21 protein-coding genes are annotated in these 25147 nt (G+C 33.1%); 17 read left to right on the top strand and 4 right to left on the bottom strand.

All coding sequences use genetic code 11. The features are described 5' to 3' along the window. The first annotated feature begins 151 nt into the window (after nucleotides 1–151). The 4 genes from KWG70_RS06915 to KWG70_RS06930 are packed head-to-tail and all read left to right on the top strand — an operon-like array spanning nucleotide 152 to nucleotide 6345. Nucleotides 152–1276: a DegT/DnrJ/EryC1/StrS family aminotransferase gene (locus tag KWG70_RS06915; RefSeq protein ID WP_230935268.1), complete on the top strand. Its 1125-nt coding sequence runs from the start codon at nucleotides 152–154 to the stop codon at nucleotides 1274–1276. After that, nucleotides 1273–3165, top strand: a complete 1893-nt coding sequence (locus KWG70_RS06920) for a polysaccharide biosynthesis protein (RefSeq protein ID WP_230935269.1) — start codon at nucleotides 1273–1275, stop codon at nucleotides 3163–3165. The genes KWG70_RS06915 and KWG70_RS06920 overlap by 4 nt, the downstream gene beginning before the upstream one ends. A 33-nt stretch (nucleotides 3166–3198) precedes the next feature. Further along, nucleotides 3199–3984 (top strand): polysaccharide biosynthesis/export family protein, encoded by a 786-nt coding sequence (locus KWG70_RS06925; RefSeq protein ID WP_230935270.1) that lies wholly within the window; start codon nucleotides 3199–3201, stop codon nucleotides 3982–3984. Between the two features lie 18 nt (nucleotides 3985–4002). Continuing rightward, a complete protein-coding gene (locus KWG70_RS06930; protein WP_230935271.1) occupies nucleotides 4003–6345 on the top strand; it encodes a GumC family protein in 2343 nt (780 codons plus the stop codon). 52 nt (nucleotides 6346–6397) lie between these two features. Here KWG70_RS06930 and KWG70_RS06935 read toward each other — a convergent pair whose 3' ends face one another. Further along, nucleotides 6398–7570, bottom strand: a complete 1173-nt coding sequence (locus tag KWG70_RS06935) for a proline dehydrogenase family protein (protein ID WP_230935272.1) — start codon at nucleotides 7568–7570, stop codon at nucleotides 6398–6400. An 83-nt stretch (nucleotides 7571–7653) separates the two neighbouring features. Here KWG70_RS06935 and aroB point away from each other — a divergent pair, with 83 nt between their 5' ends. The 9 genes from aroB (at nucleotide 7654) to KWG70_RS06980 (ending at nucleotide 16782) form a co-directional block, all read left to right on the top strand. Continuing rightward, complete coding sequence (gene aroB / locus KWG70_RS06940) at nucleotides 7654–8730, top strand: 3-dehydroquinate synthase (RefSeq protein ID WP_230935273.1); 1077 nt, start codon at nucleotides 7654–7656, stop codon at nucleotides 8728–8730. Between the two features lie 166 nt (nucleotides 8731–8896). Continuing rightward, nucleotides 8897–9604, top strand: a complete 708-nt coding sequence (locus KWG70_RS06945) for a DUF6624 domain-containing protein (RefSeq protein WP_230935274.1) — start codon at nucleotides 8897–8899, stop codon at nucleotides 9602–9604. A 93-nt stretch (nucleotides 9605–9697) separates the two neighbouring features. Further along, nucleotides 9698–10306: a GNAT family N-acetyltransferase gene (locus KWG70_RS06950; RefSeq protein ID WP_230935275.1), complete on the top strand. Its 609-nt coding sequence runs from the start codon at nucleotides 9698–9700 to the stop codon at nucleotides 10304–10306. Further along, nucleotides 10303–11193, top strand: coding sequence for an MBL fold metallo-hydrolase (locus KWG70_RS06955; protein ID WP_230935276.1), 891 nt, complete (start codon nucleotides 10303–10305; stop codon nucleotides 11191–11193). The genes KWG70_RS06950 and KWG70_RS06955 overlap by 4 nt, the downstream gene beginning before the upstream one ends. Nucleotides 11194–11300: 107 nt before the next feature. Next, a complete protein-coding gene (locus KWG70_RS06960) occupies nucleotides 11301–12320 on the top strand; it encodes a TlpA family protein disulfide reductase (protein ID WP_230935277.1) in 1020 nt (339 codons plus the stop codon). After that, the gene (locus KWG70_RS06965; RefSeq protein ID WP_230935278.1) at nucleotides 12317–13249 is read left to right on the top strand and encodes a hypothetical protein; all 933 of its coding nucleotides are present in this window, start codon (nucleotides 12317–12319) and stop codon (nucleotides 13247–13249) included. The genes KWG70_RS06960 and KWG70_RS06965 overlap by 4 nt, the downstream gene beginning before the upstream one ends. Before the next feature lie 9 nt (nucleotides 13250–13258). Next, the gene (locus KWG70_RS06970; RefSeq protein ID WP_230935279.1) at nucleotides 13259–13771 is read left to right on the top strand and encodes a hypothetical protein; all 513 of its coding nucleotides are present in this window, start codon (nucleotides 13259–13261) and stop codon (nucleotides 13769–13771) included. Between the two features lie 121 nt (nucleotides 13772–13892). Then, a complete protein-coding gene (locus tag KWG70_RS06975) occupies nucleotides 13893–16208 on the top strand; it encodes a type IA DNA topoisomerase (RefSeq protein ID WP_230935280.1) in 2316 nt (771 codons plus the stop codon). A 1-nt stretch (nucleotide 16209) separates the two neighbouring features. Then, a complete protein-coding gene (locus KWG70_RS06980) occupies nucleotides 16210–16782 on the top strand; it encodes a pseudouridine synthase (RefSeq protein ID WP_230935281.1) in 573 nt (190 codons plus the stop codon). A gap of 55 nt (nucleotides 16783–16837) precedes the next feature. Here the strand turns inward: KWG70_RS06980 and KWG70_RS06985 are convergent, their stop codons facing one another. Then, complete coding sequence (locus tag KWG70_RS06985) at nucleotides 16838–17299, bottom strand: cold-shock protein (RefSeq protein ID WP_230935282.1); 462 nt, start codon at nucleotides 17297–17299, stop codon at nucleotides 16838–16840. Nucleotides 17300–17464: 165 nt separating this feature from the next. Here KWG70_RS06985 and KWG70_RS06990 point away from each other — a divergent pair, with 165 nt between their 5' ends. Genes KWG70_RS06990 through KWG70_RS07005 form a run of 4 tightly spaced genes read left to right on the top strand, consistent with a single transcriptional unit; the run spans nucleotide 17465 to nucleotide 22580 of the window. Next, the gene (locus KWG70_RS06990; RefSeq protein ID WP_230935283.1) at nucleotides 17465–18145 is read left to right on the top strand and encodes a TetR/AcrR family transcriptional regulator; all 681 of its coding nucleotides are present in this window, start codon (nucleotides 17465–17467) and stop codon (nucleotides 18143–18145) included. Continuing rightward, a complete protein-coding gene (locus KWG70_RS06995) occupies nucleotides 18142–19800 on the top strand; it encodes a peptidase domain-containing ABC transporter (RefSeq protein ID WP_230935284.1) in 1659 nt (552 codons plus the stop codon). Before KWG70_RS06990 ends, KWG70_RS06995 begins: the two co-directional genes overlap by 4 nt. A gap of 12 nt (nucleotides 19801–19812) precedes the next feature. Next, nucleotides 19813–21168, top strand: coding sequence for an HlyD family secretion protein (locus KWG70_RS07000; RefSeq protein ID WP_230935285.1), 1356 nt, complete (start codon nucleotides 19813–19815; stop codon nucleotides 21166–21168). An 8-nt stretch (nucleotides 21169–21176) separates the two neighbouring features. Next, the gene (locus KWG70_RS07005; RefSeq protein ID WP_230935286.1) at nucleotides 21177–22580 is read left to right on the top strand and encodes a TolC family protein; all 1404 of its coding nucleotides are present in this window, start codon (nucleotides 21177–21179) and stop codon (nucleotides 22578–22580) included. Here KWG70_RS07005 and KWG70_RS07010 read toward each other — a convergent pair whose 3' ends face one another. Both KWG70_RS07010 and KWG70_RS07015 read right to left on the bottom strand, forming a co-directional pair. After that, nucleotides 22581–23303: a hypothetical protein gene (locus KWG70_RS07010; RefSeq protein ID WP_230935287.1), complete on the bottom strand. Its 723-nt coding sequence runs from the start codon at nucleotides 23301–23303 to the stop codon at nucleotides 22581–22583. Between the two features lie 85 nt (nucleotides 23304–23388). Then, nucleotides 23389–24900 (bottom strand): DEAD/DEAH box helicase, encoded by a 1512-nt coding sequence (locus KWG70_RS07015; RefSeq protein ID WP_230935288.1) that lies wholly within the window; start codon nucleotides 24898–24900, stop codon nucleotides 23389–23391. Nucleotides 24901–25147: the final 247 nt, after the last annotated feature.

Genomic DNA, 25147 nt, shown 5'->3' on the forward strand with positions numbered 1-25147 from the left:
TATTTGGTTGGTTTTATGGTATTAATGCATATTTAACATGAAATTTTTCTGATTCTTACCTATAAACTAGGTAGTAATTCAATAAAATTTCACCCAAATCCCTCACTAAACAAGACGTTGTATAGTAATAAACTTACTTAACAGGTTGATTATGGAATCAAAAATTTGGTTGTCATCCCCTCATATGAGCGGAAAAGAACAATCTTATATTAACAATGCTTTTGAAACCAATTGGATAGCTCCTTTAGGACCCAATGTTAATGGTTTTGAAAGCGATATTCAAAACTATCTCAAAGAAGATAGTCATGTTGCTGCCTTAAGTTCTGGCACAGCTGCCATTCATATCGGTCTTATTTTATTAAAAGTTGGTCAAGGTGATGAAGTCATTTGTCAAACAAAGACATTTTCTGCTTCAGCAAATCCAATAGTCTATCAAGGAGCCACGCCAATTTTTGTTGATAGTGAGCGTGACACATGGAATATGTGCCCCGAACAATTGGAAATTGCTATTAAAGATCGCATTGATAAAGGAAAAAAACCAAAGGCTATAATTGCTGTACATCTATATGGCATGCCTTACAATGTTGAAGAAATTCATCATGTAGCCAATACTTATAATATTCCAATTTTAGAAGATAGTGCCGAGGCTCTTGGCAGTACTTATAAATCGGTTAAGTGTGGCACATTTGGTGATATCGCAGTGTTATCATTTAATGGAAACAAGATTATTACAACTTCTGGTGGAGGCGCTATTGTTACCAAAAATGTTGAACTCAAAGAGAAAGCTGTTTTTTTGGCTACTCAAGCCAGAGATAAGGCTGTAGAATATTTGCATTCTTCTATTGGCTATAATTATAGGTTATCAAATGTATTAGCTGGTATAGGGAGAGGTCAAATGGAAGTTTTAGATAGTCGTGTAGATGCGCGTAGACAAAATTTTAATACATATAGAGAACACTTAAAAGATATAGAAGAACTTCAGTTTTTTGATGAACCTGAAGGGTGTTTTTCTAATCGCTGGTTATCATGTCTTTTAACGTCTTCTGAAACCATGAGAGAGTCTATCAGATTAGCACTAGAAAAAGTAAATATAGAAACCAGACCGCTTTGGAAACCAATGCATCAACAACCTGTTTTTAAAGATGCTCCCAAATATCTTAATGGTGTTTCCGACGATTTATTTGAAAAAGGATTATGTTTACCTAGTGGCTCCAACTTGACTGAAAATGAAATAAATAGAGTAACATCAGCAATAAAAACGTATTTTAGAGCATGATTAAACGTCTACTACAAAATATTTCACATAGATATGCATCCAAATGGTTGGTAATGCTTTTCGATTTAAATATCGTAGCGTTTACCTTTATTGCTGCCTATATTATACGATTCAATTTCAATCTAGATTTTGATTTTGTAGTCATGTTCAAACAAATTCCGTTTGTATTTTTAGCTGCTCTTATTAGCTTTTTACTTGTTGGATCTTACAAAGGTGTTGTAAGATTTACTGGTTTTAAAGATGTCATCAATATAATTATAGGCGTTAATATTCTAGCGACTATTTTAATTGTATCTACCTTTTTCAGTAGACGATTAAATTATGAAAGTATTTTTAATATTTCAGGATCTATAATCTATATTCATTTACTTCTCAATATTCTATTTCTTGTTGGATTTAAACTGTTTATAAAATCCATGTACAATAAGTTGATGCAGGATATTAAAACACAAAAACGTGTTTTAATATTTGGAGCAGGAAATTCTGGTATGATTACCTATGACGCTATAACGAATGATCCAAAGAATAGTCACGTCATTATAGGTTTTATTGATGATAATGAACGAAAAATAGGTAAAAAGATAAATACATTATCTGTGTATAGTTTAGATAAAATTACTCCAAAGTTTATTGAAAAATATAGAGTTGAGGAGGTTATTATTTCTATTCAAAATATTGAGTCGGCCAGATTATTACAAATATCAGGACTCTTATTTGAACTTGGTTTAAAAGTAAAAATTGTACCTCCAGTTCAAAACTGGATCGATGGTGACTTAAGTGTTGGTCAAATAAAAGAGGTCAATATTGAAGATCTCCTAGGCCGTGATCCTATTTCAATAACTAACCCTGCCCTTTTAGATGAATATGAAAATCAGATTATTTTAATCACAGGAGCAGCAGGTTCTATTGGTAGTGAGATAGCCAGGAAAGCCACAAACTATAATTATAAAAAACTGATTCTTTTAGACTCTGCAGAATCACCACTTTATGAATTACAACAGGAATTTGTTCAAAAAGACGTAAAGAAGTTCACAGCTATTGTTGCCGACGTGAGAGATTTTAGACGTATGGAACAATTGTTTCAGATTCATAAACCTAAAATTGTATTTCATGCGGCAGCCTACAAACATGTCCCTTTAATGGAAAACAATCCTTACGAAGCTGTTAGCGTAAATATTGGTGGCACAAGACACATTGCCAGTTTATCTGTAAAACATGGCGTAAACAAGTTCGTACTCATTTCTACAGATAAAGCTGTAAACCCTACAAACGTTATGGGAGCAACCAAACGTATTGCTGAGCTCTATGTCAATTGCTTACAGGGAAAAGGAAAGACAAAATTTATAACAACTCGATTTGGTAACGTATTAGGCTCTAATGGTTCTGTGATTCCATTGTTCAAAAAGCAAATAGAAAATGGAGGCCCATTAACTGTAACACATAAAGACATTACGCGTTATTTCATGACCATTTCAGAAGCTTGTCAGTTAGTATTAGAGGCTGCGACCATGGGTAATGGTGGGGAAATTTTTGTGTTTGACATGGGAGAGTCTGTGAAAATTTATGACCTCGCCAAGAATATGGTTATCCTTTCTGGGTTGAGATATCCTGAAGATATTAAGATTAAAATAACGGGCTTACGTCCAGGTGAAAAAATTTATGAAGAATTACTAGCCGATGGTGAAAATACAAGACCAACTTATCATGAAAAGATTATGATTGCTAAAACTAAAGCTATCGACACTTTGACCATAAGTGATAAGATTGCAACTTTATGTACTTTAAATTCTAAGTCTCAAAATCTTGAAATTGTTTCTTTAATCAAAGAAATTATTCCAGAATACATTTCTAACAACTCTAAATACGAAGTCTTAGATTCAAAAAAATAAATCTGACCAAATCAAAATATTATGCATCAAAATATGAGTAACACTTTAAAATTATTTCTTTTATTTTCTTTTGTAATACTATCATCTTGCGGTACAAGAAAAGAGCTTGTATATTTTCAAGATGAGCCAATTACAGATGTAAGTTTGAGTGAATTGGATAATAATTTTCAAATTAGATATAAACCAAATGATATATTAACCATTGATGTGTCTGCTGAAATTCCAGAATCTGTAGCTGCGTTTAATTTACCTGCAGTTGCTTATAATACTTCTGGAGGTGCTGCTAATCAACCAACCGTTTTAAGGCAAACATATTTATTAGATCCTGAAGGCAATATAGAATTCCCAGTACTTGGAACTATAAAAATGGGCGGACTTACACGCGTGGAAGCAACGGCTATGCTCAAAGAAAAGATTGGCGAATATGTAAAGGAGTTTATTGTGAATATACGACTTATCAATTTTACAGTGACGGTTCTTGGAGAAGTTAATAGACCTGGAGCATATACTGTTGAAGGTGAACGTATTTCTTTGACGCAAGCATTAGGTTTGGCAGGAGATTTAACAATCTATGGAAAAAGAGATAACGTATTTTTAATTCGCGAGGTTGATGGAAAGAAAAAATATGCAAAATATGATTTGACTTCTATAAACGTTGTTAACTCTCCTGTGTATTATTTAACACAGAATGACGTCATTTATGTAGAGCCAAATAGTGCAAGAATTAAAACCTCTTCGTATACGCCAAATACAGGTGTTTTAATTTCTGCAATCTCAACACTTGCAACAGTAGCTGCAATTTTTATTTTCAGAAACTAATAATAGATTTATAGTATTATGTCTCAAGATTCCCTAACAAATAAAGACACTATAGTAAACTTGGTTGAGTTATACCTATCTAAATGGAAACTCATCGCTTTTTGTCTATTAATAGCATTAGCTGCGGCATTTGTAAAAATTAGATATAGTACATTTATGTACCAAGCCAATGCTACAATAAAATTAAAAGAAGATGAAAACTCTAGAAGTTTATCTGAAATATCTTCTTTGCAAAATGGAGGACTTTCATCTACACTTCCTAATGTTGTGGATGAAATAGAAGTAATCAAATCACGATCTATACTTACTCAAGTCGTTAAAGATCTAAAGTTAAATATTAGCTACTATGTCAGTGGAAAAGTAAAAAAAGAAGAAATCTACTCCAACCCTCCTGTTAATATAAATTTCTTCTTGAGTGATTCTGTATTAGCCGATGTGCACAAATCACTATACATAAAAATTATATCTGCGCAACAATATGAATTGTCAAAAGTAAACACGAATAAGCTTTTAGAATTTGATGATGGAGAAACCACAACACATAGTTTTGGTGATCGTGTCAAAGGGTCTTTTGGCGACTTTGTTATTACACCAAATATTGATGCATATGGCTCTCAACCAGGCTCCTTTATTGAAATACATATTAGACCAATTCACAGTGTTGTTGAAGCTTATTTATCTAAGGTTAAGATAGGAACTACAGATAAATCTAATGTTATAAAACTATCCTTAAACGAAAGCATTAAAGAAAAGGCGCGTTTAATATTAGACGAGGTCATTAAGAAATACAATGCAGATGTCATTAATGATAAAGAGCTTATTGTAAAGGCCACTTCAGATTTTATCACTAACCGTTTAAATGTTGTTTCAAACGAATTAGAACAGGTCGATTTTACAGCTGAAAAATTACAAAAAGACAACAGGTTAACTGCCTTATCCTCTCAGTCTAATATCTTTCTAGAAAGTGAACGTCAAACGGAAGCAAAGATTAATCAAACTAGCAATCAATTGCAATTGGTTGAATTTATGAGCGACCGTCTAAACAATAACGATTCTGGTACAGATTTACTACCTGCAGACATTGGTATAACTGATAGTAATGTGGCACAGATTACTCAAAATCATAATGATTTAGTACTACGACGTGATCGTATTCTTAAAAACTCTAGTGAGAAAAACCCAACGGTTATCAAACTAAATGATCAAATTAGAGCTCTAAAAAACAATCTCAATCAAAGTTTAAACAATATTAAAGATGCTAATCAAATTACCTTAAATAACTTAAACAGAGAAGATTCTAGAATTCGTGGGCAAATTTATTCTGCACCGGGAAAAGAGCGTCAATTTAGAGACATCAAACGTCAGCAAGATATCAAAGAGTCCCTTTACCTCTATTTATTAGAAAAACGTGAAGAAACAGCAATTACACTTGGCATGTCAACAGCAAACGCAAAAGTTATTGATTATGCCTATACAAATGACGATCCTGTAGCACCTAAGAAGAAAATTATTTACCTAACCGCTATATTAATTGGTCTCATCATCCCAGTATCATTTATTTATGCTAAAGATCTAATTGATACTAAAGTTCACAGTAAAGAAGATGTATTGCGCTTAGTTAAAGCACCTTTTATTGGAGACATACCCAAGGCTGACACCAAAACTAAAGTGGTAAACAAAGTTGATTATTCTCCTAAAGCTGAAGCCTTTCGAATCATTAGAACAAATGTTAATTTCATGCTTCAAAAAGTAGATAAAAAATGTAAAACTGTTTTTGTAACCTCTACTACAGCTCAAGAAGGAAAATCACATACAACGACCAATCTGGCAAGTTCATTCTCCTTTTCTGAGAAAAAGACATTACTTATAGAAACAGATATTAGAGTACCCAGAGTTAATGATTACTTGAAAATAAAAAGTAATAAAGGACTTACCGATTTCATTTCTGATAAATCATTAAGCATCAAAGATGTTACCGTTAGTGTTAAGGACAACGAATTTTTAGATGTGATTCCTTCAGGAACCATACCTCCTAATCCTGCAGAGTTATTAATGAGTGATCGCATAAAGTATCTCTTCGAAAATGTTAAAGAACAATACGATTATATTATTGTTGACACAGCTGCTGTTGGATTAGTAACAGATACCCTTTTGATTAGTGATCATGCAGATCTTTTTATTTATGTTATTAGTGCTAACAATATTGACAAGCGCCAATTGCATATCGCACAAACCATGTATGAAGAAAAGCGTTTACCGCGTATGGTAACATTACTTAACGGAACAGTGAAAAAGAAAGGCTATGGCTATGGCTATGGAAATAATCCTACACGAAAGAAAAAATGGTACAAACCCTTCTAATTTAATGATAACCTAACGAAAAGATCCGCATTGCTTGCGGATTTTTTTATGCTTACAGTCGTCTGCGCTTTTTTTCTTGCTTCAACAAATTAAGCTCTCTACTTGTTTGCCCAGCAACTGAGGTATTCTCTTCAGCACGACGTATTAAATAAGGCATAACGTCTTTTACTGGCCCGAATGGCACATACTTAGCTACATTATAACCTTGTTCTGCCAAATTAAAACTAATATGATCGCTCATTCCATAGAGTTGACCAAACCAAACATTATTATCTTTTTTATCAATACCCAAATCCCTCATGAGATCCATTGCTATATAACAACTCTCTTCGTTATGAGTCCCTATAAACAAAGAGATATCATCTAAGTTATTTAAAATATATCTCATGCACGTATTGAAATTTTCATCAGTAATTTCCTTGGTTTCACAAATCGGAGATTTATAGCCCTTCTCCTCTGCTCGATTGCGTTCCTTTTCCATGTAAGCACCTCGTACGATTTTAAATCCAACTTTAAAATTGCCGTTTTTTGCACGTTCGTGAATTGCTTTTAAATACTCTAAACGATCCCATCTATAAGTCTGTAAGGTATTATACACAATGGGCTTTTCTGTATTATACTTGCGCATCATATCTTCACAAAGCTCATCTGCTGCATCTTGCATCCAGCTTTCTTCGCCGTCAATCAGTACTTCAACATCTTTTTCTTTAGCTAATTGGCAAACCATATCAAATCGGTCTACTATTCTATTCCATTCTTCATGTTCCTCTTGCGTGAATATTTGTCCTTCTCCTTTCTTTTGATACAAATAAAAGCGCCCAAAACCTGTAGGTTTAAATACTACAATTGGCATCGCTTCCTTTTCATCTGCAAATTTGATAATCTTTATAATCTTATCTCTCGCTTCATCAAAAGTTGATTCCTCTTCCTTCCCTTCTACCGAATAATCTAAAACCGAACTCACGCCTTTAGTATACATCTTATCGATTACAGGCAAACAATCTTCTTCATTTACACCGCCACAAAAATGGTCAAATACTGTTGAACGAATTAAACCTTCAACAGGCAATTTGGCTTTTAAAGCAAAATTAGTAGCCGCTGTACCAATTCTTACCAAAGGCTCATGAGAAATCATTTTAAAAAGAAAATAGGCGCGTTCTAGTTGGGAGTCGTTTTTTAGTGCAAAAGCAACTTCAGTATTATCAAAAAGAGTATTTGTATCCATTTGTGAAAAATATATAACAAAAATAATTATTCGGTAGTTATTATGTTACTAAAAGTCGCTAATTTTCCACTTTCAAAATATGTATGAATTCTATAACAACCAAAACCTATACTGTTCATTTCAATACCAAGGCTTACCAAGAGCTTAATACTTATATTGATACTCATAACTTCTCAAAGATTTTTATCCTTGTAGACAATAACACACATGAACATTGTCTATCAAAGTTTATGTCAAAACTCAATACACCTATAATTATAGAGGTAATTGAAATTGATGCTGGCGAACAATTTAAAACCATAGAAACTTGCGTTGGTGTATGGAATGCTTTATCTGAACTTGGTGCAGATCGTAAAAGCCTACTACTCAATCTTGGTGGTGGTGTCGTGACGGATCTTGGCGGATTTGTAGCCTGCACATTCAAACGCGGTATTAAATATATTAATATCCCAACGTCATTATTGGCTATGGTTGATGCATCTGTCGGTGGAAAAACAGGTGTTGATCTTGGTACTTTAAAAAATCAAGTTGGCGTTATTAGTTCTGGTGACATGGTGATCATTGATACATCCTATTTAGACACACTACCACAAAATCAAATGAAATCTGGTTTGGCTGAAATGCTAAAGCACGGACTTATAAAAGACAAAAACTACTTTGATAAGCTTACCGATTTATCTCAGCTCACGCTGGAGGATTTAGACGTTTTAATTCATGAATCTGTAGTCATTAAAAAAGATATAGTGACGAGTGACCCTCTAGAACAAGGTGAACGCAAACATCTTAATTTTGGTCATACACTTGGCCATGCCATAGAATCCTATTTTTTAAGTCATCCTGAAAAAGAAGAGTTACTCCATGGCGAAGCTATTGCTATAGGTATGGTTTTAGAATGTTTTATTTCTTCGGAATTATTGGGCTTTCCAAAACAAGATTTAGAATACATCGCTGAAACTATTAATAACATCTATAAGCATGTTGAAATCTCAACGTCTGACTATGATGCGATTATCGATTTATTAAAGTACGATAAGAAAAATGAACATGGTAATATCAATTTTGTATTACTAACTGAAATTGGGCGTCCAAAGATTGATTGTTTAGTAGATAATGATTTGATTGTAAGGGGTTTTGAGTTCTATGCTAAATCATTAAAATAGAATCTTAAATCTGATATATTTAGCATATCTCATAATCTTTACACATGTTTTATATTCTAATGAACTCATTAATTTTACCACTTACGTAGCAATTAGTATTAGTTTAGGCCTATTATGGCTTGGATACATCTTTTACAAAAAACCACGGTAATAAATAATATACGTTATGAAAACAATTTTAATGCGATTTCTACTAGTATTCAATGTGCTTTTATTGATGTCTTGCACAAATAAAACAAAAACTAAAACATCAACAGATTTAAACAATGAGAATGTAAATCTAATTGCTGTTTTGGACACCATATGGAGAACTGAGCAGGAACCTATAAGATTGCGAGACTCCCTAATGGATATTTATGGTGTAGAGTCAAAAGAAGCTCGAGTACAACAAGACATCTATAAGAAGAATCATATCATAAATGAAAAAAAAGTAATTGATATTCTAGACAAGTACGGTTGGCCTACAAGAGAAATGATTGGAGGCGAACAAGGTAATCTAACACTCTGCAATGTGATTCAACATTCTGATAATGAGATTAGAATTAAATACCTTCCCATGATGACACAGGCCGTAAAAGATAAAAAACTAGAACCTCGTTTTTTAGTAAGAGCTGCAGATAGGATTGCTACAGAAAAGGGAGAGTTACAAATTTACGGTGGTCAAATGAAATTTTATCCTGAAACCAAAACCTTCAATGTATGGCCTGTTTATGATCCCAAAAATATTGACAAAAGAAGATCTGAAATTGGTCTCGAACCCATCGCTGAATTTTTAAGAAACCGTTTTAACTTTGAATGGAATCTTGAAGAACAGTTAGAGAGAACAGCAGAATTTGTAAGACAACAGCAAAAGAATACAGATACGAACAATTGACATCTATCTAATCATCATTTTAAACTACTCAAGTATCAAAACATAGTATCCCCTTTTTCACTAACTTTAGTCTCAAGATATAAAACGGGCTAAATGCTTAACTTCAACTTTAAAGACAATTATATTTTAGAAGACGATGTTGTAAAACTGAGTCCGCTAAAAATTGAACATGTTCATGATTTGATTGATATCGCTAATGAAAGTGATATATGGAAATATTCATTTATAAAAGGTGATGGCGTTAAAAATCTTACGGCATATATTCAGTCTACTATAAACAATCGAAAAGCTGAAAAAGACTATCCTTTTATCGTTTTTGATAAAATCAAAAATAAATTTGCAGGAAGCACAAGGTACTGTGAAATTACTCCAATATTAAAAGCTATCAGGCTAGGTTATACTTGGTATGGAAAAGAATTTAGAGGTACTGGATTAAATAAGCATTGTAAATACCTACTTTTTAAATTTGCATTTGAAAATATGGGTGCTGAAAGAATTGGATTAGGAGCTTATGTTGAAAATGACATTAGTATTGCTGCCATGGAAAGTGTTGGTTGTAAAAAAGAAGGTGTTTTACGTAGCATTTTTCCAGCTATAGATGGAATAGGTCGTACAGATGCCGTTTTGATGAGTATTTTAAAAACAGATTGGGAATCTTCGGTTAAATCCCAATTACAAAAAAGATTAAATCTAATCACATGAGATTAAATAAATATATTCTAATTATATACAGCATTTGCTTAATTGCTTGTCAGACCAATACTTCTAAACAAGACTCAAGTTCTACTGGTTATTTAAAGCATCAAACAGCTGTTCTGGATTCAGATACTAAAAACACACTTAAATTAGCTTATACTGGAAATATGGGTGTTTGTTTAGAGTATGATGATAAAACCGTTATCATTGATGGTTTACATGAGTATTATGATAAACCATATGTCTATCCTCCAGAATCTATGGTCAATCAATTAATAAAAGGAGAATTCAAAAATTTTTCCAAAATAGAGTTTTGTCTCTTTACGCATCTTCATGGTGATCATTTTAGTGGAAGATATGCAAAACGATATCTTGAATCTAGTGATGAAGCCTATGTTATAGGCTCATCTCAGTTAATGAAAGATGTTGTTACGCTTCGCACAAAATTAGATAGTATGTCTAGTCGGTTTTTTCCTGTTCCATATAATAAAAAAGCACATTCTTTTAATGCCACAGGAATTAAAATTGAAGCAATTCAGTGCGATCATACCAATCCACAACGACACAATAAAACTCAGAACATTGCTTATTTAGTCAATCTTGGTGGTTATAACATTTTGCATGTTGGTGATACCGATTGGAGTTTAACTCGTGAGCCTGCTAAAACTTTAGACATTAAAAACAAAACACTAGATATAGCAATCCTGCCCTATTGGCTACTCTTGGACGATAGTGATAGTAGTCAAGTGAACGATATCCTTGCTCCAAAACATATTATCGCTACACATATTCCGCCAGATTTTAGTAAACGTAATCAAAATGAACTACAAGAGCGATTCCCAAATATTACGTTGTTAATGGACTTAGGTGAAGTACATTATTTTTCAAAATAATAAGATGTCAACCCTATTTAAGCTTTTGTTAAACTCGTAAATATCTATTTATCTTTTGCTATATTGTTGAAGAAGCAAAATCAGTCAAAACCTATACATACTTATCTATGAAGAAGTTCTTAATACTTGCCCTCTTCTCATTAATAATCGCTAGTTGTCAATCTGAACCTAAGAAGAAGTTATCAGATTTAAATCTCTATTTTGAATCGGATATTGAAATTGACAGTGTATTTATTTCCAATATAGCACAAGACAGAGAATTTCAGTTTTTACCATTTTCAAATGTTATGAATATTGATTTAAATGATAGTATCAATGATTTATACAATATCAATTTTTATACAAAAAACGGATTGATAATGAATCAAATGTGGTTAGACGGACAACAGTTACAAATTAAAGGTCGCATTTCAAAAAAAATAGAAATAGATACTGTTATAGGATCTAGCCTGTACTACAAAGCCAAAGACTTTAGTAAGCGATATAAAAAAATGTCATCAAATTCATCAGAAATTAGTACTTCGGAAAACGAATTTTTGTTGCAAGAATTAGATGCACATATAGAAAATCCATTTTCAATTCATGTGGCCTCACAGTTTTTGATGAAAAATATGCAAAACAAAGACGAGTTACAAAAAGCCTATGCTATATTAAATCGTCAACCCAAACAGATTAAAAATCATTTGTATAATGACTTTAAAAAAATCGAAAATCTCTTAACTGTAAATGCCATTGATATTTCCAATTATAAATTTTTAAATACTAATAATGAGCTCTCTGATATTACATTTTCTGAAGGAAAAATCCATCTTATAGATTTCTGGTTTGTAGATTGCAAACCTTGTGTAAAAGACCATAAATACATATCAAAGCAACTGGATAAATTAAAAGCCAATAACATTGAACTTATTGGTGTATCCATAGATAGAGACCACTCAAAGTGGATGAACTACCTTGACAGTAACTCTTATAATTGGGCAAATTTTAGAGATGTCGATAATTATGATGACAGACTGACTAAAAACATGTATATCAGCACATTTCCAACCTATATGCTTGTTGATGATCAAGGTAATATTATCAAAAACACGAATAACTATAAAGATATTGAAGAGCAATTAAAATGAAAAAAATCATAAGCTTTCTATGCATTCTAACGGTCCAATGGTCTTTTTCGCAAGTTGGCAATGACAAAAAAATCATTGCCAAAAACCAATTAAAGTCATCATTTGAAAAACATTGCTTTACAGGCTCTAATAGCGGCTGCACATCCTTTTTTAAAGCATATGACAGACGCGGAAATGTTATTGAATGGAACATGGGACGTATTGGCACATTTTATAGGAGTACATATGATAAAAATGACAATAAAATTGCACTGCAATGGATTGACAAAATAGATACCACAGATGTTACATTATTTAAATACGCCTATGATAAGTATGGCAATTTAATTAAAGATGAAGATGGCGTTTATAAAAATGATTATGACAAAAGAGGGAATTTAATTCAAATTACCAGTGAGACTAAAAATGGCACTAATGCCATTAAGAGAAAAACAGTGTTGCAAGTTTGGTCAGACTTTAATAAGCTCTTAAGCAAGACAACTAAAATAGAAATTATTAGTGAGTCTAGTCAACCAACGCTAAAAGATTTATATGTTAAAACTTATAAATACGACGGCAATCAAAACTTAATAAAAGAACTCCATTTTTCAAATTATCAAGTTAAAAACACCATCACCTATAGCTATGATAATTCCAATAGACTAATTGAAAAAATAGAAATCAATCCTTCTCGTTTAGAACAATTGAACAACATGACCTTTGGACATAGAGCCCCTTTAACAGCTATAACAACAAGAATGTCCTATAACACTAACGGAAGCATTAAGGAAAAATACACCTATTTTAGCGACCCTTGTATGAGTCTTGATAATCATTTTTTATACAAACATCATTATCTGGACAATGGTTTGTTGAGTCAAGTAGATGTTTATGAAAATGATGAGCAACGCTTTTCTATTAGTTACGACTATGAATATTTCAATAAATAAGAAAGTCACGTGCTAAAAAAAGTAAAGAAAGAAGATTTAAAGTCAGACTTAGAAGACGCAACAATGCGCTTGCTCCAACTGGCAAGGCAAACGTGCTGGAATACGATATCGAGTAATGCTGTTTATATCATTTCTGAAATAGAAAAAAACCCTAAAGACATACATATAAATACTCTAAAAAGTCGAAAAAAGAAAAACGATAAAAAAACAGTAAAGTCCTTAGAACAAATCACTCAAGATTTAAACAATATTTACGATAATCTTTACGACATCAATCTTTATGTATACAAAAGCACTACTCGTTATACCATAATAGAGATTCAATATTTCCCAAAATCTTCCCTTGAGGCTTCTTTTTTAAAAACGGTAAAGGAAGAACGACCGATGCTACACTCCAAAATCACTTTTCCGATATATCGCAAAAATAATTCTGAAAAATTTGATGTTAATTGGGAATTACAAGGTCTTAGATATAAATGGAATATGTTTTGGCATCGCTTACTGGTTACTAAGAAAATATAAAGATTTATAAACATGAGTTTTAAATAAGGATAGTTAATAACTCTGCATAAATCTCTTTCAAAAAACAACAACAATTTCCTATTTTGCAGTTCTGTTTAATCCAAAAAAACTGCCATTATAAATGAAGGTCTGTATTGCCGAAAAACCTAGTGTCGCTCGAGAAATAGCACAAGTTCTTGGTGCCAATACCAAGCGCGATGGTTATTACGAAGGGAATGGCTATGCAGTGACCTATACGTTTGGGCATCTATGCACACTCATGGAGCCCAACGACTACAAGCCCTATTGGAAAAGCTGGGATTTGAATAACTTGCCCATGCTTCCAGAAAAGTTCAAAACCAAAGTGGTGAGCAATTCAGGTATAGAAAAACAGTTTAATATTGTAAAATCTCTTTTTGATAAAGCCGACGTTGTCATTAACTGTGGTGATGCTGGTCAAGAAGGAGAACTCATTCAGCGTTGGGTGTTAGATCAAGCCAACTACAAAGGAAAAGTGCAACGCCTTTGGATTTCATCATTAACAACAGAAGCTATTAAAGAAGGTTTTGAAAGCCTCAAAGATTCAGAAACTTATGACAATCTATATTATGCAGGGTTTTCTCGTGCCATTGGTGATTGGCTTTTAGGCATGAATGCAACGCGCTTGTATACAGTAAAACATGGTGGTTATAAGCAAGTACTCTCTGTTGGTCGTGTACAAACACCAACCTTAAGTATGGTTGTAAATCGCTTTAAAGAAATTGAAAATTTTAAGCCACAACCGTATTGGGAATTACAAACGCTATATCGAGACACATTATTTGCTTATGAGGAAGGTCGCTTTCTAAATATGAGCGATGGTGAAGTTTTAGCTAATAAAGTCAAGGAGCATGATTTTGAAATTGTTTCCATTACTAAAAAGAAAGGTAAAGAATACGCACCAAAGCTTTTTGATTTAACAGGATTACAAGTGTACTGCAATACTAAATTTGGATTTTCAGCTGATGAAACTTTAAAGATTGTACAAAAACTCTACGAACAAAAAGTAGTGACTTACCCAAGGGTTGATACGACGTTTTTACCAACAGACATTTATCCAAAAGTGCCTGGTATACTTCAGAAACTGACTAATTATTCTGAATTGACCCAATCGCTTTTAGGTACAAAAATAAAGAAGTCGGCTAAAGTATTCAACGATAAAAAAGTAACCGATCACCATGCGATTATTCCAACCGGAATTCAAATCAACCTGCAATACAATCAGCAACAAGTCTATGATATTATTGTCAAGCGTTTCATAGCTGTATTCTATCCAGACTGTGACGTTTCTAATACAACTGTTATTGGAAAAGCAGATGATGTCAATTTTAAAACTACTGGAAAAGAAATTTTAAAAGAAGGCTGGAAAGTCGTGTTTAAATTCGGAAAGACCTCTTCCTCCTCTAGCAATCAGCCTAAGGATATACTCCCAACATTTGAAAAAGGCGAAAAAGGACCTCACCAACCTTCATTTTTAGAAAAACAAACCAAACCTCCAAATCAGTTTACCGAAGCCTCTCTCCTACGTGCTATGGAAACAGCTGGAAAACAAGTAGACGATGATGAGCTGCGTGATTTAATGAAAGAAAATGGTATTGGTAGACCATCAACACGCGCCAATATAATTGAGACCCTGTTTAAGCGTCAATATATCAAACGCAATAAAAAGCAAATCTTACCAACAGTAACAGGAATAGCGCTTATAGATACGATTCAAAATGAATTACTGAAATCGGCTGAACTCACCGGACTCTGGGAAAAGCAGCTCAAAGACATTGAAAAAGGAGACTTTAGTGCCAGTTTGTTTATCAAGAATATGAAAAAAATGGTTGATGAGCTCGTGTATGAAGTCCGCAGTGAATCGTCGCGTGCGAATATCTCTCAAGCCATTGTTATTAAACAACGACAGGCAAAAGCAAACCAAACCAAAGCTGCAGGTATTTCCTCAGAGCAATGTCCTAAATGTAAAAAGGGTCATATCCTCAAAGGAAAATCGGCCTATGGCTGTAGTCATTTTAAATCGGGTTGCGATTTTGTAATGCCTTTTAAAATCTACGGAAAAAAGATTTCCGAAAAACAATTTGTCCGTTTATTACAAAAAGGATCTACTGTTAACCTTAAAGGATTCAAATCTGATAATGGAGTCTCAGAAGGCTTACTTCGTTTTGATGCGTCTTTTAAATTAATTTTGGAAGCCAAGAAAGGAGCTGTTAAAGTTTCCGAAGAAAAAAAATCAGATGACGCTAAATGTCCGAAATGTCAAAATGGGACTATTATCAAAGGAAAAACGGCTTATGGCTGCAGTGCCTACAAATTGGGCTGCGATTTTAGAATGTCGTTTGATACTATTCGCTCCAAAGCTAAAGACAAACAGCTAACTAAGGATTTAGTGTATTCAATTTTAAAAGGAGATATTTAATATGGAGCATTACCATTTTAAACTCTTTAAGCCTTATGGGTATTTGAGTCAGTTTAAAACAAATGCTAGGCATGAACGCAATAAAAAATTCTTAGGAGAATTATACGATTTCCCAGAAGGCACGATGGCTATTGGACGACTAGATAAAGATTCTGAAGGTTTGCTTCTACTTACTACAGATGGAAAAATAAGCTACGAGATTACCAGCTCAAAAACCGATAAAGAATATTATGTACAAGTAGATGGAGACATTACAGATGAAGCCATAGTTGAATTGCAGCAAGGTGTAACCATTACTCATAAAAATGAATCATACCTAACAAAACCTTGCAAAGTTTTTAAATTAGAAGCTACTCCTAATCTTCCTCAACGCGTTAAAAAGATTCGTGATGAACGCCACGGCAAAACCTCATGGATTTCAATTACTATTAATGAAGGAAAGTTTAGGCAAGTACGCAAAATGACTGCACAAGTAGGTTTTCCTACATTGCGATTGGTAAGAGTAAGAATTGGGAGTATTACTTTAAAAGACCTAGAGATGGGAGAAGTTAATAAGCTAATAGCTATCCCATAAAAAAAGCCAATGAAGAATCATTAGCTTTTTAATATTTTTTAATTATTCTGTCAAATTAGATTAACTTCACACGAACCGCATTCATACCACGATTCCCTTTCTCTAATTCGAACTGTACTTTATCATTTTCTTGAATCTCATCAATTAATCCACTCACGTGGCAGAAATACTTTTCCTGATCTTCTGTATCGATAATAAAACCAAAACCTTTAGAATTATCAAAGAAAGATACTTTCCCTTTTCTAATTGGATCGTACTCTTCTTCCTCAACGTCTTCTTTTTTAGGTACGCCAAGTACAATGTTTTTTGCTTTTACTTTAATTTTGTTTGCTGGATCTGGTGGTGTATCTGTTAAATTGCCAAACTGATCTACGTAAGCAAACGGAATACTATCAACACCTCCCTTTTCTTCCTTTTCGAGCTTACGAGCTTCCATTTTTTTACGCTTTTCTTCGCGTTTCTTTAAACGTTTTTTTTCTTTTTCACTTTTGTTAAATGTCTGTTGCGACTTTGCCATTCTTTATTTTGAAATCTAGTATTATAAGGTGCACAATACACCTCTTTACGTAAAGATAGCAGTAATAATTGAATATCTAAAGTAAATATGAAATAAGTTAACCTAAAGTTAAAACTTGCAAAATTAATAGTATTACTATTATATTTGCATGTAATTTATAAATAAATGAAAAGTTTACTATCAAATTTAAAGATTGACATCAACGATAAGATCTATTTAAAAGATCCTCAATCATCAGATCTCGGGAAGCGCATTATAGCGAACAGCATCAAGCTCATTGATGATATAGGTTTTGACAGTTTTACCTTCAAAAAGCTAGGAAATGCCATTGGTTCTAACGAAAGCTCTATATATCGCTACTTCGACAGCAAGCATAAACTGCTACTCTATCTTACCTCTTGGTATTGGGCTTGGCTAGAATATCAGCTAGTATTCTCAACGGCCAATATGTCTAATCCAAACGAAAAGTTAGAAAAGGCAATTAATATATTAACACGTACAATAGAAGCAGATTCAACATTTGAGCATATAGACGAAGTTGTACTAAGTCGTGTAGTCATTAATGAATACTCAAAATCATATTTAACCAAAGAGGTTGACGAAGAAAATAAAGATGGGTATTTCTCTATCTATAAACGTCTTGTCACTCGATTACGTGATATGATTATTGGAGTTAATAAAGATTATAAATTCCCTCATAGTCTTGCTAGCACTGTTTTAGAAGGCGCTTTACATCAGCACTTTTTAAAAGATCATTTCAAGTCGCTTACAGACTGTGATCATAAAATACAACCTTCAGATTATTTTACACATTTAGTTTTTAATGCCTTAACAACTAACAAATGACAAAAACAATATTGACGTCTTGGCAACGCTTAATAGGTCTTTTAAAACTAGACCGCAAAGATATTAAGCAGGTGTTTTACTATGCCATTTTTGCAGGATTAGTGAACCTTTCACTACCATTAGGGATTCAAGCAATCATCAACCTTATACAAGGAGCACAAATCAGTAGCTCATGGATTGTACTAGTTATTTTAGTTACGCTAGGTGTGGCATTTGCAGGAATTTTACAACTCATGCAAATGCGTATCATAGAAAACGTACAACAAAAAATATTCACTAGATCTTCATTTGAATTCTCATATCGATTTCCGAAGATAAAAATGAGTGAATTACGTAATTACTATCCACCAGAATTGGCGAATAGGTTTTTTGACACATTAACAGTACAAAAAGGGTTGTCCAAAATATTGATAGACTTTCCTGCTGCATTGCTTCAAATTATTTTTGGGTTAATGCTACTGTCATTTTATCACCCTTTTTTCATTATCTATGGGATTTTACTCATTCTTTTAATCTACGTCGTATTTAAGTTTTCGGCGCAACGAGGTCTGGACACAAGTTTAGATGAGTCTAAACAAAAGTATAAGGTAGCACATTGGATACAAGAGGTAGCGCGTTCTATATTAAGTTTCAAACTATCAGGAAAAACGAATCTAGCCCTTAACAAAAACGACCAATTAGTGTCTGATTATTTAGACGCCAGAGAAGGTCATTTCAGAGTTCTGGTGCAACAATTCATAAAGCTTATAGGCTTTAAAGTCCTTGTTACTGCTGGATTACTAGTTATTGGAGGTTTTTTAGTATTAAGCCAAGAAATGAATATTGGGCAGTTTGTTGCTGCAGAAATCATCATTCTATTGGTCATAAATTCTGTTGAAAAACTAATTTTAGGCTTAGAATCCTTTTATGATGTACTTACTTCAATTGAAAAACTCGGACAAGTAGTTGATAAAGAACTAGAACCACAAGATGGAGACCTTGTGAGTTCTGAAAACTCAATACTTAAAGTCGAATTGGATCGTGTGAGTTATACTGTTCCTGAAAAACCAAACCCAATCATTGAAGATATTTCATTACAGATCGATCCAAAAGATCGAATTTTAATACATGGTTCCCATGGCTCTGGAAAGTCTACCTTATTGAAGCTAATAGCTGGAATCAATAAGCCATCTAAAGGAGGTATTTACGTCAATGATATTGCTTTAAGTGGTATAAAGCTTAATGATTATAGAAGTTTAGTAGGTCAATCTCTAGCAGAGGAATCTCCTTTTGAAGGCAGCATAAGAGACAATCTAACCTTTGGTGATGAGACCATTTCTCAAGAGGAGATCAATACTGTTTTAGAACAAACAAACTTGGTAGAATTTGTCAAATCGCAGCCAAATGGTTTAAGAACCATCTTATATCCAGAAGGAAAGCGTTTGTCGTCAACAGTTTCAAAGAAAATTGTGTTAGCGCGAAGCATACTTAAAAAACCAAAACTCTTGTTACTTAAAGATCCTTTAGAGCAATTTGAACAGCCTGAAGCCTTAAAAATCATAGATTTCATAACAGATAAACGAAATCCGTGGGCATTAGTTGTAGTGAGCTATAACATGGATTGGAAAACTAAATGCACAAGAATTATCAATTTAGAAAATGGTAAAATTGTTTAAACCAGAAAGACGATGCTAAATATTTCTCATAATAAACTCAATAAAAAAGTTGATTTATCACCATATAAATCGGTACAAAAGGTATTTCACAAAAGACATTTTAAGCATTTCAATCGCTTTTTAATTGCTTTTGCGATTACCGTTGTTGTCATCATGTTTTTGCCATGGACACAAAACATAAATAGTCGTGGTAATATAACGACCTTAACACCAGACCAACGACCACAAACTATTCAATCTCCAATTCCGGGACGTATAGAAAAATGGTATGTAAGAGAAGGTGATGAAGTAAAAAAAGGAGATACAATTTTATTTATTTCAGAAATAAAGAATGAGTATTTTGATCCTAACCTAGTTAATCGTACAGGGCAACAAATTAAAGCTAAAGAAGCTTCTGTTGTATCATATGGTTCAAAAGTAAATGCGCTTAACAACCAAATTGGTGCTTTAAGTAGAGAGCGTAAATTAAAATTAGAGCAAGCCCAAAATAAATTACTGCAAGCAAAACTAAAAGTACAGAATGATAGCATTGATTTAGAAGCAGTAAAAATTAATTTAGGAATAGCTGAGCGTCAAATTGGAGCCATACAAAAATTATATGATGAAGGTCTAAAGTCATTGACAGAGCTCGAAGAAAAGCGTTCAAAATTTCAAGAATCGCAGGCAAAGTTAATCTCTCAGAAAAACAAATTACTTGCGGCCAAAAACGAAGTGATTAATTCAAGAGTCGAAATTAATCGTGTACAGGCAGAATATGCAGACAAGATTTCTAAAGCACAGAGTGATAAATTCACGGCAGAGTCTAATCAATTTGATGCTGAAGCTCAAGTCACAAAACTAGAAAGTGATTTCACGAGTTATGAAATTAGGAATGACCTCTATTATATTCGAGCGCCTCAAGACGGTTTTATAAACAAAGCCATTAAAGGCGGAATTGGAGAAACATTTAAAGAAGGGGAAGAACTAGTAGGTATTATGCCTTCTAATTATGATATCGCAGTAGAAATGTTTGTAGATCCAATAGACTTACCTTTAGTTCACAAAGGCGAAAAAGTTCGTGTACAGTTTGATGGCTGGCCTGCTATTGTATTTAGTGGTTGGCCAAATATATCCTATGGTACTTATGGCGCAAAAGTAGTAGCCATAGAACGATTTATAAGTGACAATGGCAAATTTAGAGTCTTACTCGCTCCAGATGAAGAAGACCATCCATGGCCAGATGCCATACGCGTTGGTTCTGGTGCAAAAACAATTGCATTATTAGAAGATGTTCCTATCTGGTTCGAATTATGGCGAAAACTGAATGGCTTCCCTCCTAACTATTATCAACCTGAAACTGATTCGAAACCTAAAACAGCTAAAAAATAATGACCATTATGACGAAACATTTTAGTGCATTATGTCTTCTTATGGTATCGCTTTGCTTTTCACAAAATGATGAGCCAACAATACTTAGTTTTAGTGAATATTTAGGCTATGTAAAAAAATATCATCCCATAGCAAAACAAGCCGAACTAACTTTACAAATTGGGCAAGCCAACTTAATGAAAGCACGAGGTAGTTTTGATCCAAAAATTGAAGTTGATAACGAGCGTAAGACATTTAAAAATATAGAATACTATGATCAACTCAATGCAACATTTAAGATCCCAACTTGGTATGGTATTGAACTCAAAGGGAGCTTTGAGCAAACTGATGGTGTATTTTTAAACCCACAGAACTCTTTACCAGATGATGGTTTATATAGTGCTGGCATTTCAGCCTCACTGGGACAAGGTCTGTTTATTAACAAACGAATGGCCGACTTAAAGAAGGCCAAATTTTTTAGAGAACAAACAAAAGCAGATCGAGAGATATTAGTCAACCAGATCTTGTTTGATGCTTCATTAGCCTATTTTAATTGGCTACAAACTTACAATGAAACCAAACTTTATGAGCAGTTTTTGGAAAATGCTAGAGTGCGATTTCAAGGTGTTAAACGCAGTGCTGAAAATGGAGATAAAGCAGCTATAGATTCTGTTGAAGCTGGTATAACAGTAAAGAATAGAGCTTTAGGTCTAGAACAGTCCAAAGTAAAATTTATGAAGGCTTCATTAGAACTATCGACATTTTTATGGCTTAATAATGACATTCCCATAGAACTACAACCCAGTGTTATTCCAGACACAACTATTGAAAATACTGTTGATGATGTTCTGGAAATTTCTGGTTTACCGCTAACAGATTTTGTTTTAGAAAATCATCCAAAATTGCGGTCATTAGCATTTAAATATGAGGGATTAGAAGTCGATAAGCGACTTAAAGCAAATAAGCTTTTACCAAAAATTGATGTACAATATAACTTTTTAACTGAAACTCCAGATATTGCAAGATCATTTAATACGAACCAATATAAAGGCGGATTTAGTATAGCCTTCCCTCTATTTTTAAGAAAAGAACGAGGTGACTTAAGATTGGCTAAAGCTAAGCTTCAAGATTTACAATTTGAAATTGATAATGCGAAAATTACGATTCAAAACAAAGTTTTGGCTTTATATAGAGAGTTAGAATCGTTTCAAACACAAAACTTGCTCATAGATGACATCGTTTTAGATTATACAACTATGCTCAATGCCGAAGAACGAAAGTTTAGTTTTGGAGAAAGTTCTTTATTTCTAATTAATTCTCGAGAAAAAAGTTTGATTGATTCACAGTTAAAAGCCATTTCACTGCAAAATAAGTATTTGAAGACAAAAGCAAAGCTCTTTAATAGTCTATCAAGAGATATTCAGAATCTTTAATTAATTATTATCTGCTTTTTCACTTTTAGATTCTTCTTCATTTAGAGGTTTTTGCTTAATCACATTAACTGTGGCTCTAACACCTGTTAGAAGATTCCATTTTTTTGAAGAGACTAAGTTTCCATTATCGTCATATACGATAAACTCAGCCGTATTAGGACCAGAATCGCCTTGGTTTAAAGCCAAGAACACAATTTTATTAACACCTGGAGTTAAAGCTACGTCAAAGCCTTTATAACCACCAGTAAGTAATAATGAAGGAACTATAATTTCATCATTAACAAATACACGAACCAAATCACCATCTGGGTATTCGTGATCACGACAAACAATCTTAACAAAGGCACCATTACTTTTGATATCACCTAAGAACACATCGGCCATGGTTTCAATAGCTAAACCTTGCTCAACAGCTACTTTCTTAAAACGCTTTTCAAAGATTTCTCCAGGATTTCTCAAACCATTATCATGAATCATTGAGAATTCCTTTTTAGACTTCTTAATAGCTGCTTTACTTTCAGTTGGAATACCAGCTACATTCTTTTTAGGCTTGGTAATTCCAATTTTAGATTCAGGTTTAATAATAAGTTTAGGTGTAGTGTCCTTTTTTTTGGTTTCAACAGCAGGTATTCTAATAGATTTCTTCTCGTTCTTATCTGGTTGCTGCGCAAACAGAGAACAAGTACATAAAGCAAATAAGAAAAAAAATAGCTGTCTTTTCATCACATTTCTTTTAGTATAGTCGTTTCAAAAACCATACCTAACAATAAAAGTAACGACTTTATAGCGTAAACATTTTAATTTTACGTTAAAACTTTCCGTTGAAACTTAAACGCAATTTACGCGTATATTCTTCTAATAACCAGTCTTTATAGTTTTTTGTACTGTTCATAATACAATAACAATACTGTTTAATACGATAACAGATATCATCGTGTAATAATTTTGCTAACTCTCTCGCCTCAAAAACATCTTCACTATTTGCGATAACTAAAGCTGAATGCTGTGCAATACTATTTTCAATAGCCTGCATAGACTTCTTACCTTCTCTAATCACCTTTTTGTATTCTTCTTTTATATCAAAATCGTCATTAGGGTTTTTGGTAAAACGCTTTCTTAACGACTCTGGCATTTTATATACAAACTCACGTTCTATGTCTTCATCATTACGAAGATTCTCTAAATAGAAATCTGGATTTTTAAAGATATGTTGCCAATCAACTGGTTGACTCCATGGTCCAAATCGCACTGCATTATTTCCTAAGTCAATAACCGTAAACTTACTTTTATCACCATGAATTCTCGACCCTCTACCAATCATTTGAAAATATAAGGTTAACGAACGTGTTGCCCTATTTAGGATAATAGACTCTACAGATGGTTCGTCAAAACCTGTCGTCAAAATACTTACAGAAGTCAATATTCCATTAGGTGTATTTTTAAACCACTTTAAAATTTCTTTACGATCCTGTTTGCTTGATGTGTTATCCAAATGGCGAATATCATATCCAGCTCTTTTGAAGGTGTAGTAAACTTCTTTTGAGGTATTAATACCATTATTAAAAATTAAGGTTTTCTTACCTTTAGATAATTCTTCATAGGCAAACAATAGCTTACCTTGCATCGCTGCATTAGTATATAATGCTTCGGAAGATTTTACAGTATAATCTCCATTGATACCAATTTTTAGGGTATTAAGAGAAACATCATAATTATAAATTTCGGCTGAAGCCAAAAACCCGTTTTTAATTAATGTCGAAATATTATCTCCAACGATCAACTCCTTATAGTTGTCTTTCATTGGCAATTTAATATTACTACTTAAAGGTGTTGCTGTAACTCCAAGAATGAAACAATTGTCAAAAAATTTAAACAACTTTCTAAACGAATTGTAGTGTGCTTCGTCAATAATGACAAGACCAATATCTTCTAGGTTAAGTTTACCATCATTTAATCGGTTGTTCAACGTCTCAACCATAGCCACAAAACACTGGTACTGGTCTTGATCTGGTAATTCTTTAACCTTACTGTTGATAATTTTATTATTAACACCAAAACCATGCAAAACTTTAGACGTTTGTTTACATAGTTCAATTCGGTGTGTAAGAATGACCACCTTTTTTTGGTGTTTCTTTATATACTGTCTAACAATTTCAGAAAAAATAACCGTTTTACCTCCTCCTGTTGGTAACTGATACAAGAGATTGTAATTATCAGGTGCAGCCTCAAAGACATCAAATATGCGATTTAGATCAGCAATTTGGTAATCATAAAGACGCTTTTTTGTTTCCTTTTTTGTTATTTGAAGGGTTTCGGACATAAATTAATAGCTTCAGAAAATCAATTCTTGCAAAATTAAGCTTTTATAAGAGTTATTTAGGCATATTGTTAAAAACAATTGAAAAGTAATTCCTACCCTATCCTGTTAAAAAATGTTAAATTACTACTATGTAATGCAAAGTACTGTAACATTTTTATAATTCTGTCGTCTTTCTAGTATAACATCAATCATTAAAACCAATTATTATGAGAACTTTAAACAACAATCAATTATCAAGTACTTCAAC

Origin of the sequence: Psychroserpens luteolus (genome assembly GCF_021032705.1) — a bacterium.
Classification (GTDB): domain Bacteria; phylum Bacteroidota; class Bacteroidia; order Flavobacteriales; family Flavobacteriaceae; genus Psychroserpens; species Psychroserpens luteolus.

Excerpts from the sequence above, each read along its gene's own strand:
- KWG70_RS06925 (WP_230935270.1), top strand. The coding sequence starts at position 3,199 with ATGAGTAACACTTTAAAATTATTTCTTTTATTTTCTTTTGTAATACTA.
- KWG70_RS06935 (WP_230935272.1), bottom strand. The coding sequence starts at position 7,570 with ATGGATACAAATACTCTTTTTGATAATACTGAAGTTGCTTTTGCACTA.
- KWG70_RS06950 (WP_230935275.1), top strand. The coding sequence starts at position 9,698 with ATGCTTAACTTCAACTTTAAAGACAATTATATTTTAGAAGACGATGTT.
- KWG70_RS06930 (WP_230935271.1), top strand. The coding sequence starts at position 4,003 with ATGTCTCAAGATTCCCTAACAAATAAAGACACTATAGTAAACTTGGTT.
- KWG70_RS06980 (WP_230935281.1), top strand. The coding sequence starts at position 16,210 with ATGGAGCATTACCATTTTAAACTCTTTAAGCCTTATGGGTATTTGAGT.
- KWG70_RS06995 (WP_230935284.1), top strand. The coding sequence starts at position 18,142 with ATGACAAAAACAATATTGACGTCTTGGCAACGCTTAATAGGTCTTTTA.
- KWG70_RS06965 (WP_230935278.1), top strand. The coding sequence starts at position 12,317 with ATGAAAAAAATCATAAGCTTTCTATGCATTCTAACGGTCCAATGGTCT.
- KWG70_RS06915 (WP_230935268.1), top strand. The coding sequence starts at position 152 with ATGGAATCAAAAATTTGGTTGTCATCCCCTCATATGAGCGGAAAAGAA.
- KWG70_RS06920 (WP_230935269.1), top strand. The coding sequence starts at position 1,273 with ATGATTAAACGTCTACTACAAAATATTTCACATAGATATGCATCCAAA.
- KWG70_RS06955 (WP_230935276.1), top strand. The coding sequence starts at position 10,303 with ATGAGATTAAATAAATATATTCTAATTATATACAGCATTTGCTTAATT.
- KWG70_RS07000 (WP_230935285.1), top strand. The coding sequence starts at position 19,813 with ATGCTAAATATTTCTCATAATAAACTCAATAAAAAAGTTGATTTATCA.
- KWG70_RS06990 (WP_230935283.1), top strand. The coding sequence starts at position 17,465 with ATGAAAAGTTTACTATCAAATTTAAAGATTGACATCAACGATAAGATC.
- KWG70_RS06985 (WP_230935282.1), bottom strand. The coding sequence starts at position 17,299 with ATGGCAAAGTCGCAACAGACATTTAACAAAAGTGAAAAAGAAAAAAAA.
- KWG70_RS06975 (WP_230935280.1), top strand. The coding sequence starts at position 13,893 with ATGAAGGTCTGTATTGCCGAAAAACCTAGTGTCGCTCGAGAAATAGCA.
- KWG70_RS07005 (WP_230935286.1), top strand. The coding sequence starts at position 21,177 with ATGACGAAACATTTTAGTGCATTATGTCTTCTTATGGTATCGCTTTGC.
- KWG70_RS06945 (WP_230935274.1), top strand. The coding sequence starts at position 8,897 with ATGAAAACAATTTTAATGCGATTTCTACTAGTATTCAATGTGCTTTTA.
- aroB (WP_230935273.1), top strand. The coding sequence starts at position 7,654 with ATGAATTCTATAACAACCAAAACCTATACTGTTCATTTCAATACCAAG.
- KWG70_RS06960 (WP_230935277.1), top strand. The coding sequence starts at position 11,301 with ATGAAGAAGTTCTTAATACTTGCCCTCTTCTCATTAATAATCGCTAGT.
- KWG70_RS07010 (WP_230935287.1), bottom strand. The coding sequence starts at position 23,303 with ATGAAAAGACAGCTATTTTTTTTCTTATTTGCTTTATGTACTTGTTCT.
- KWG70_RS07015 (WP_230935288.1), bottom strand. The coding sequence starts at position 24,900 with ATGTCCGAAACCCTTCAAATAACAAAAAAGGAAACAAAAAAGCGTCTT.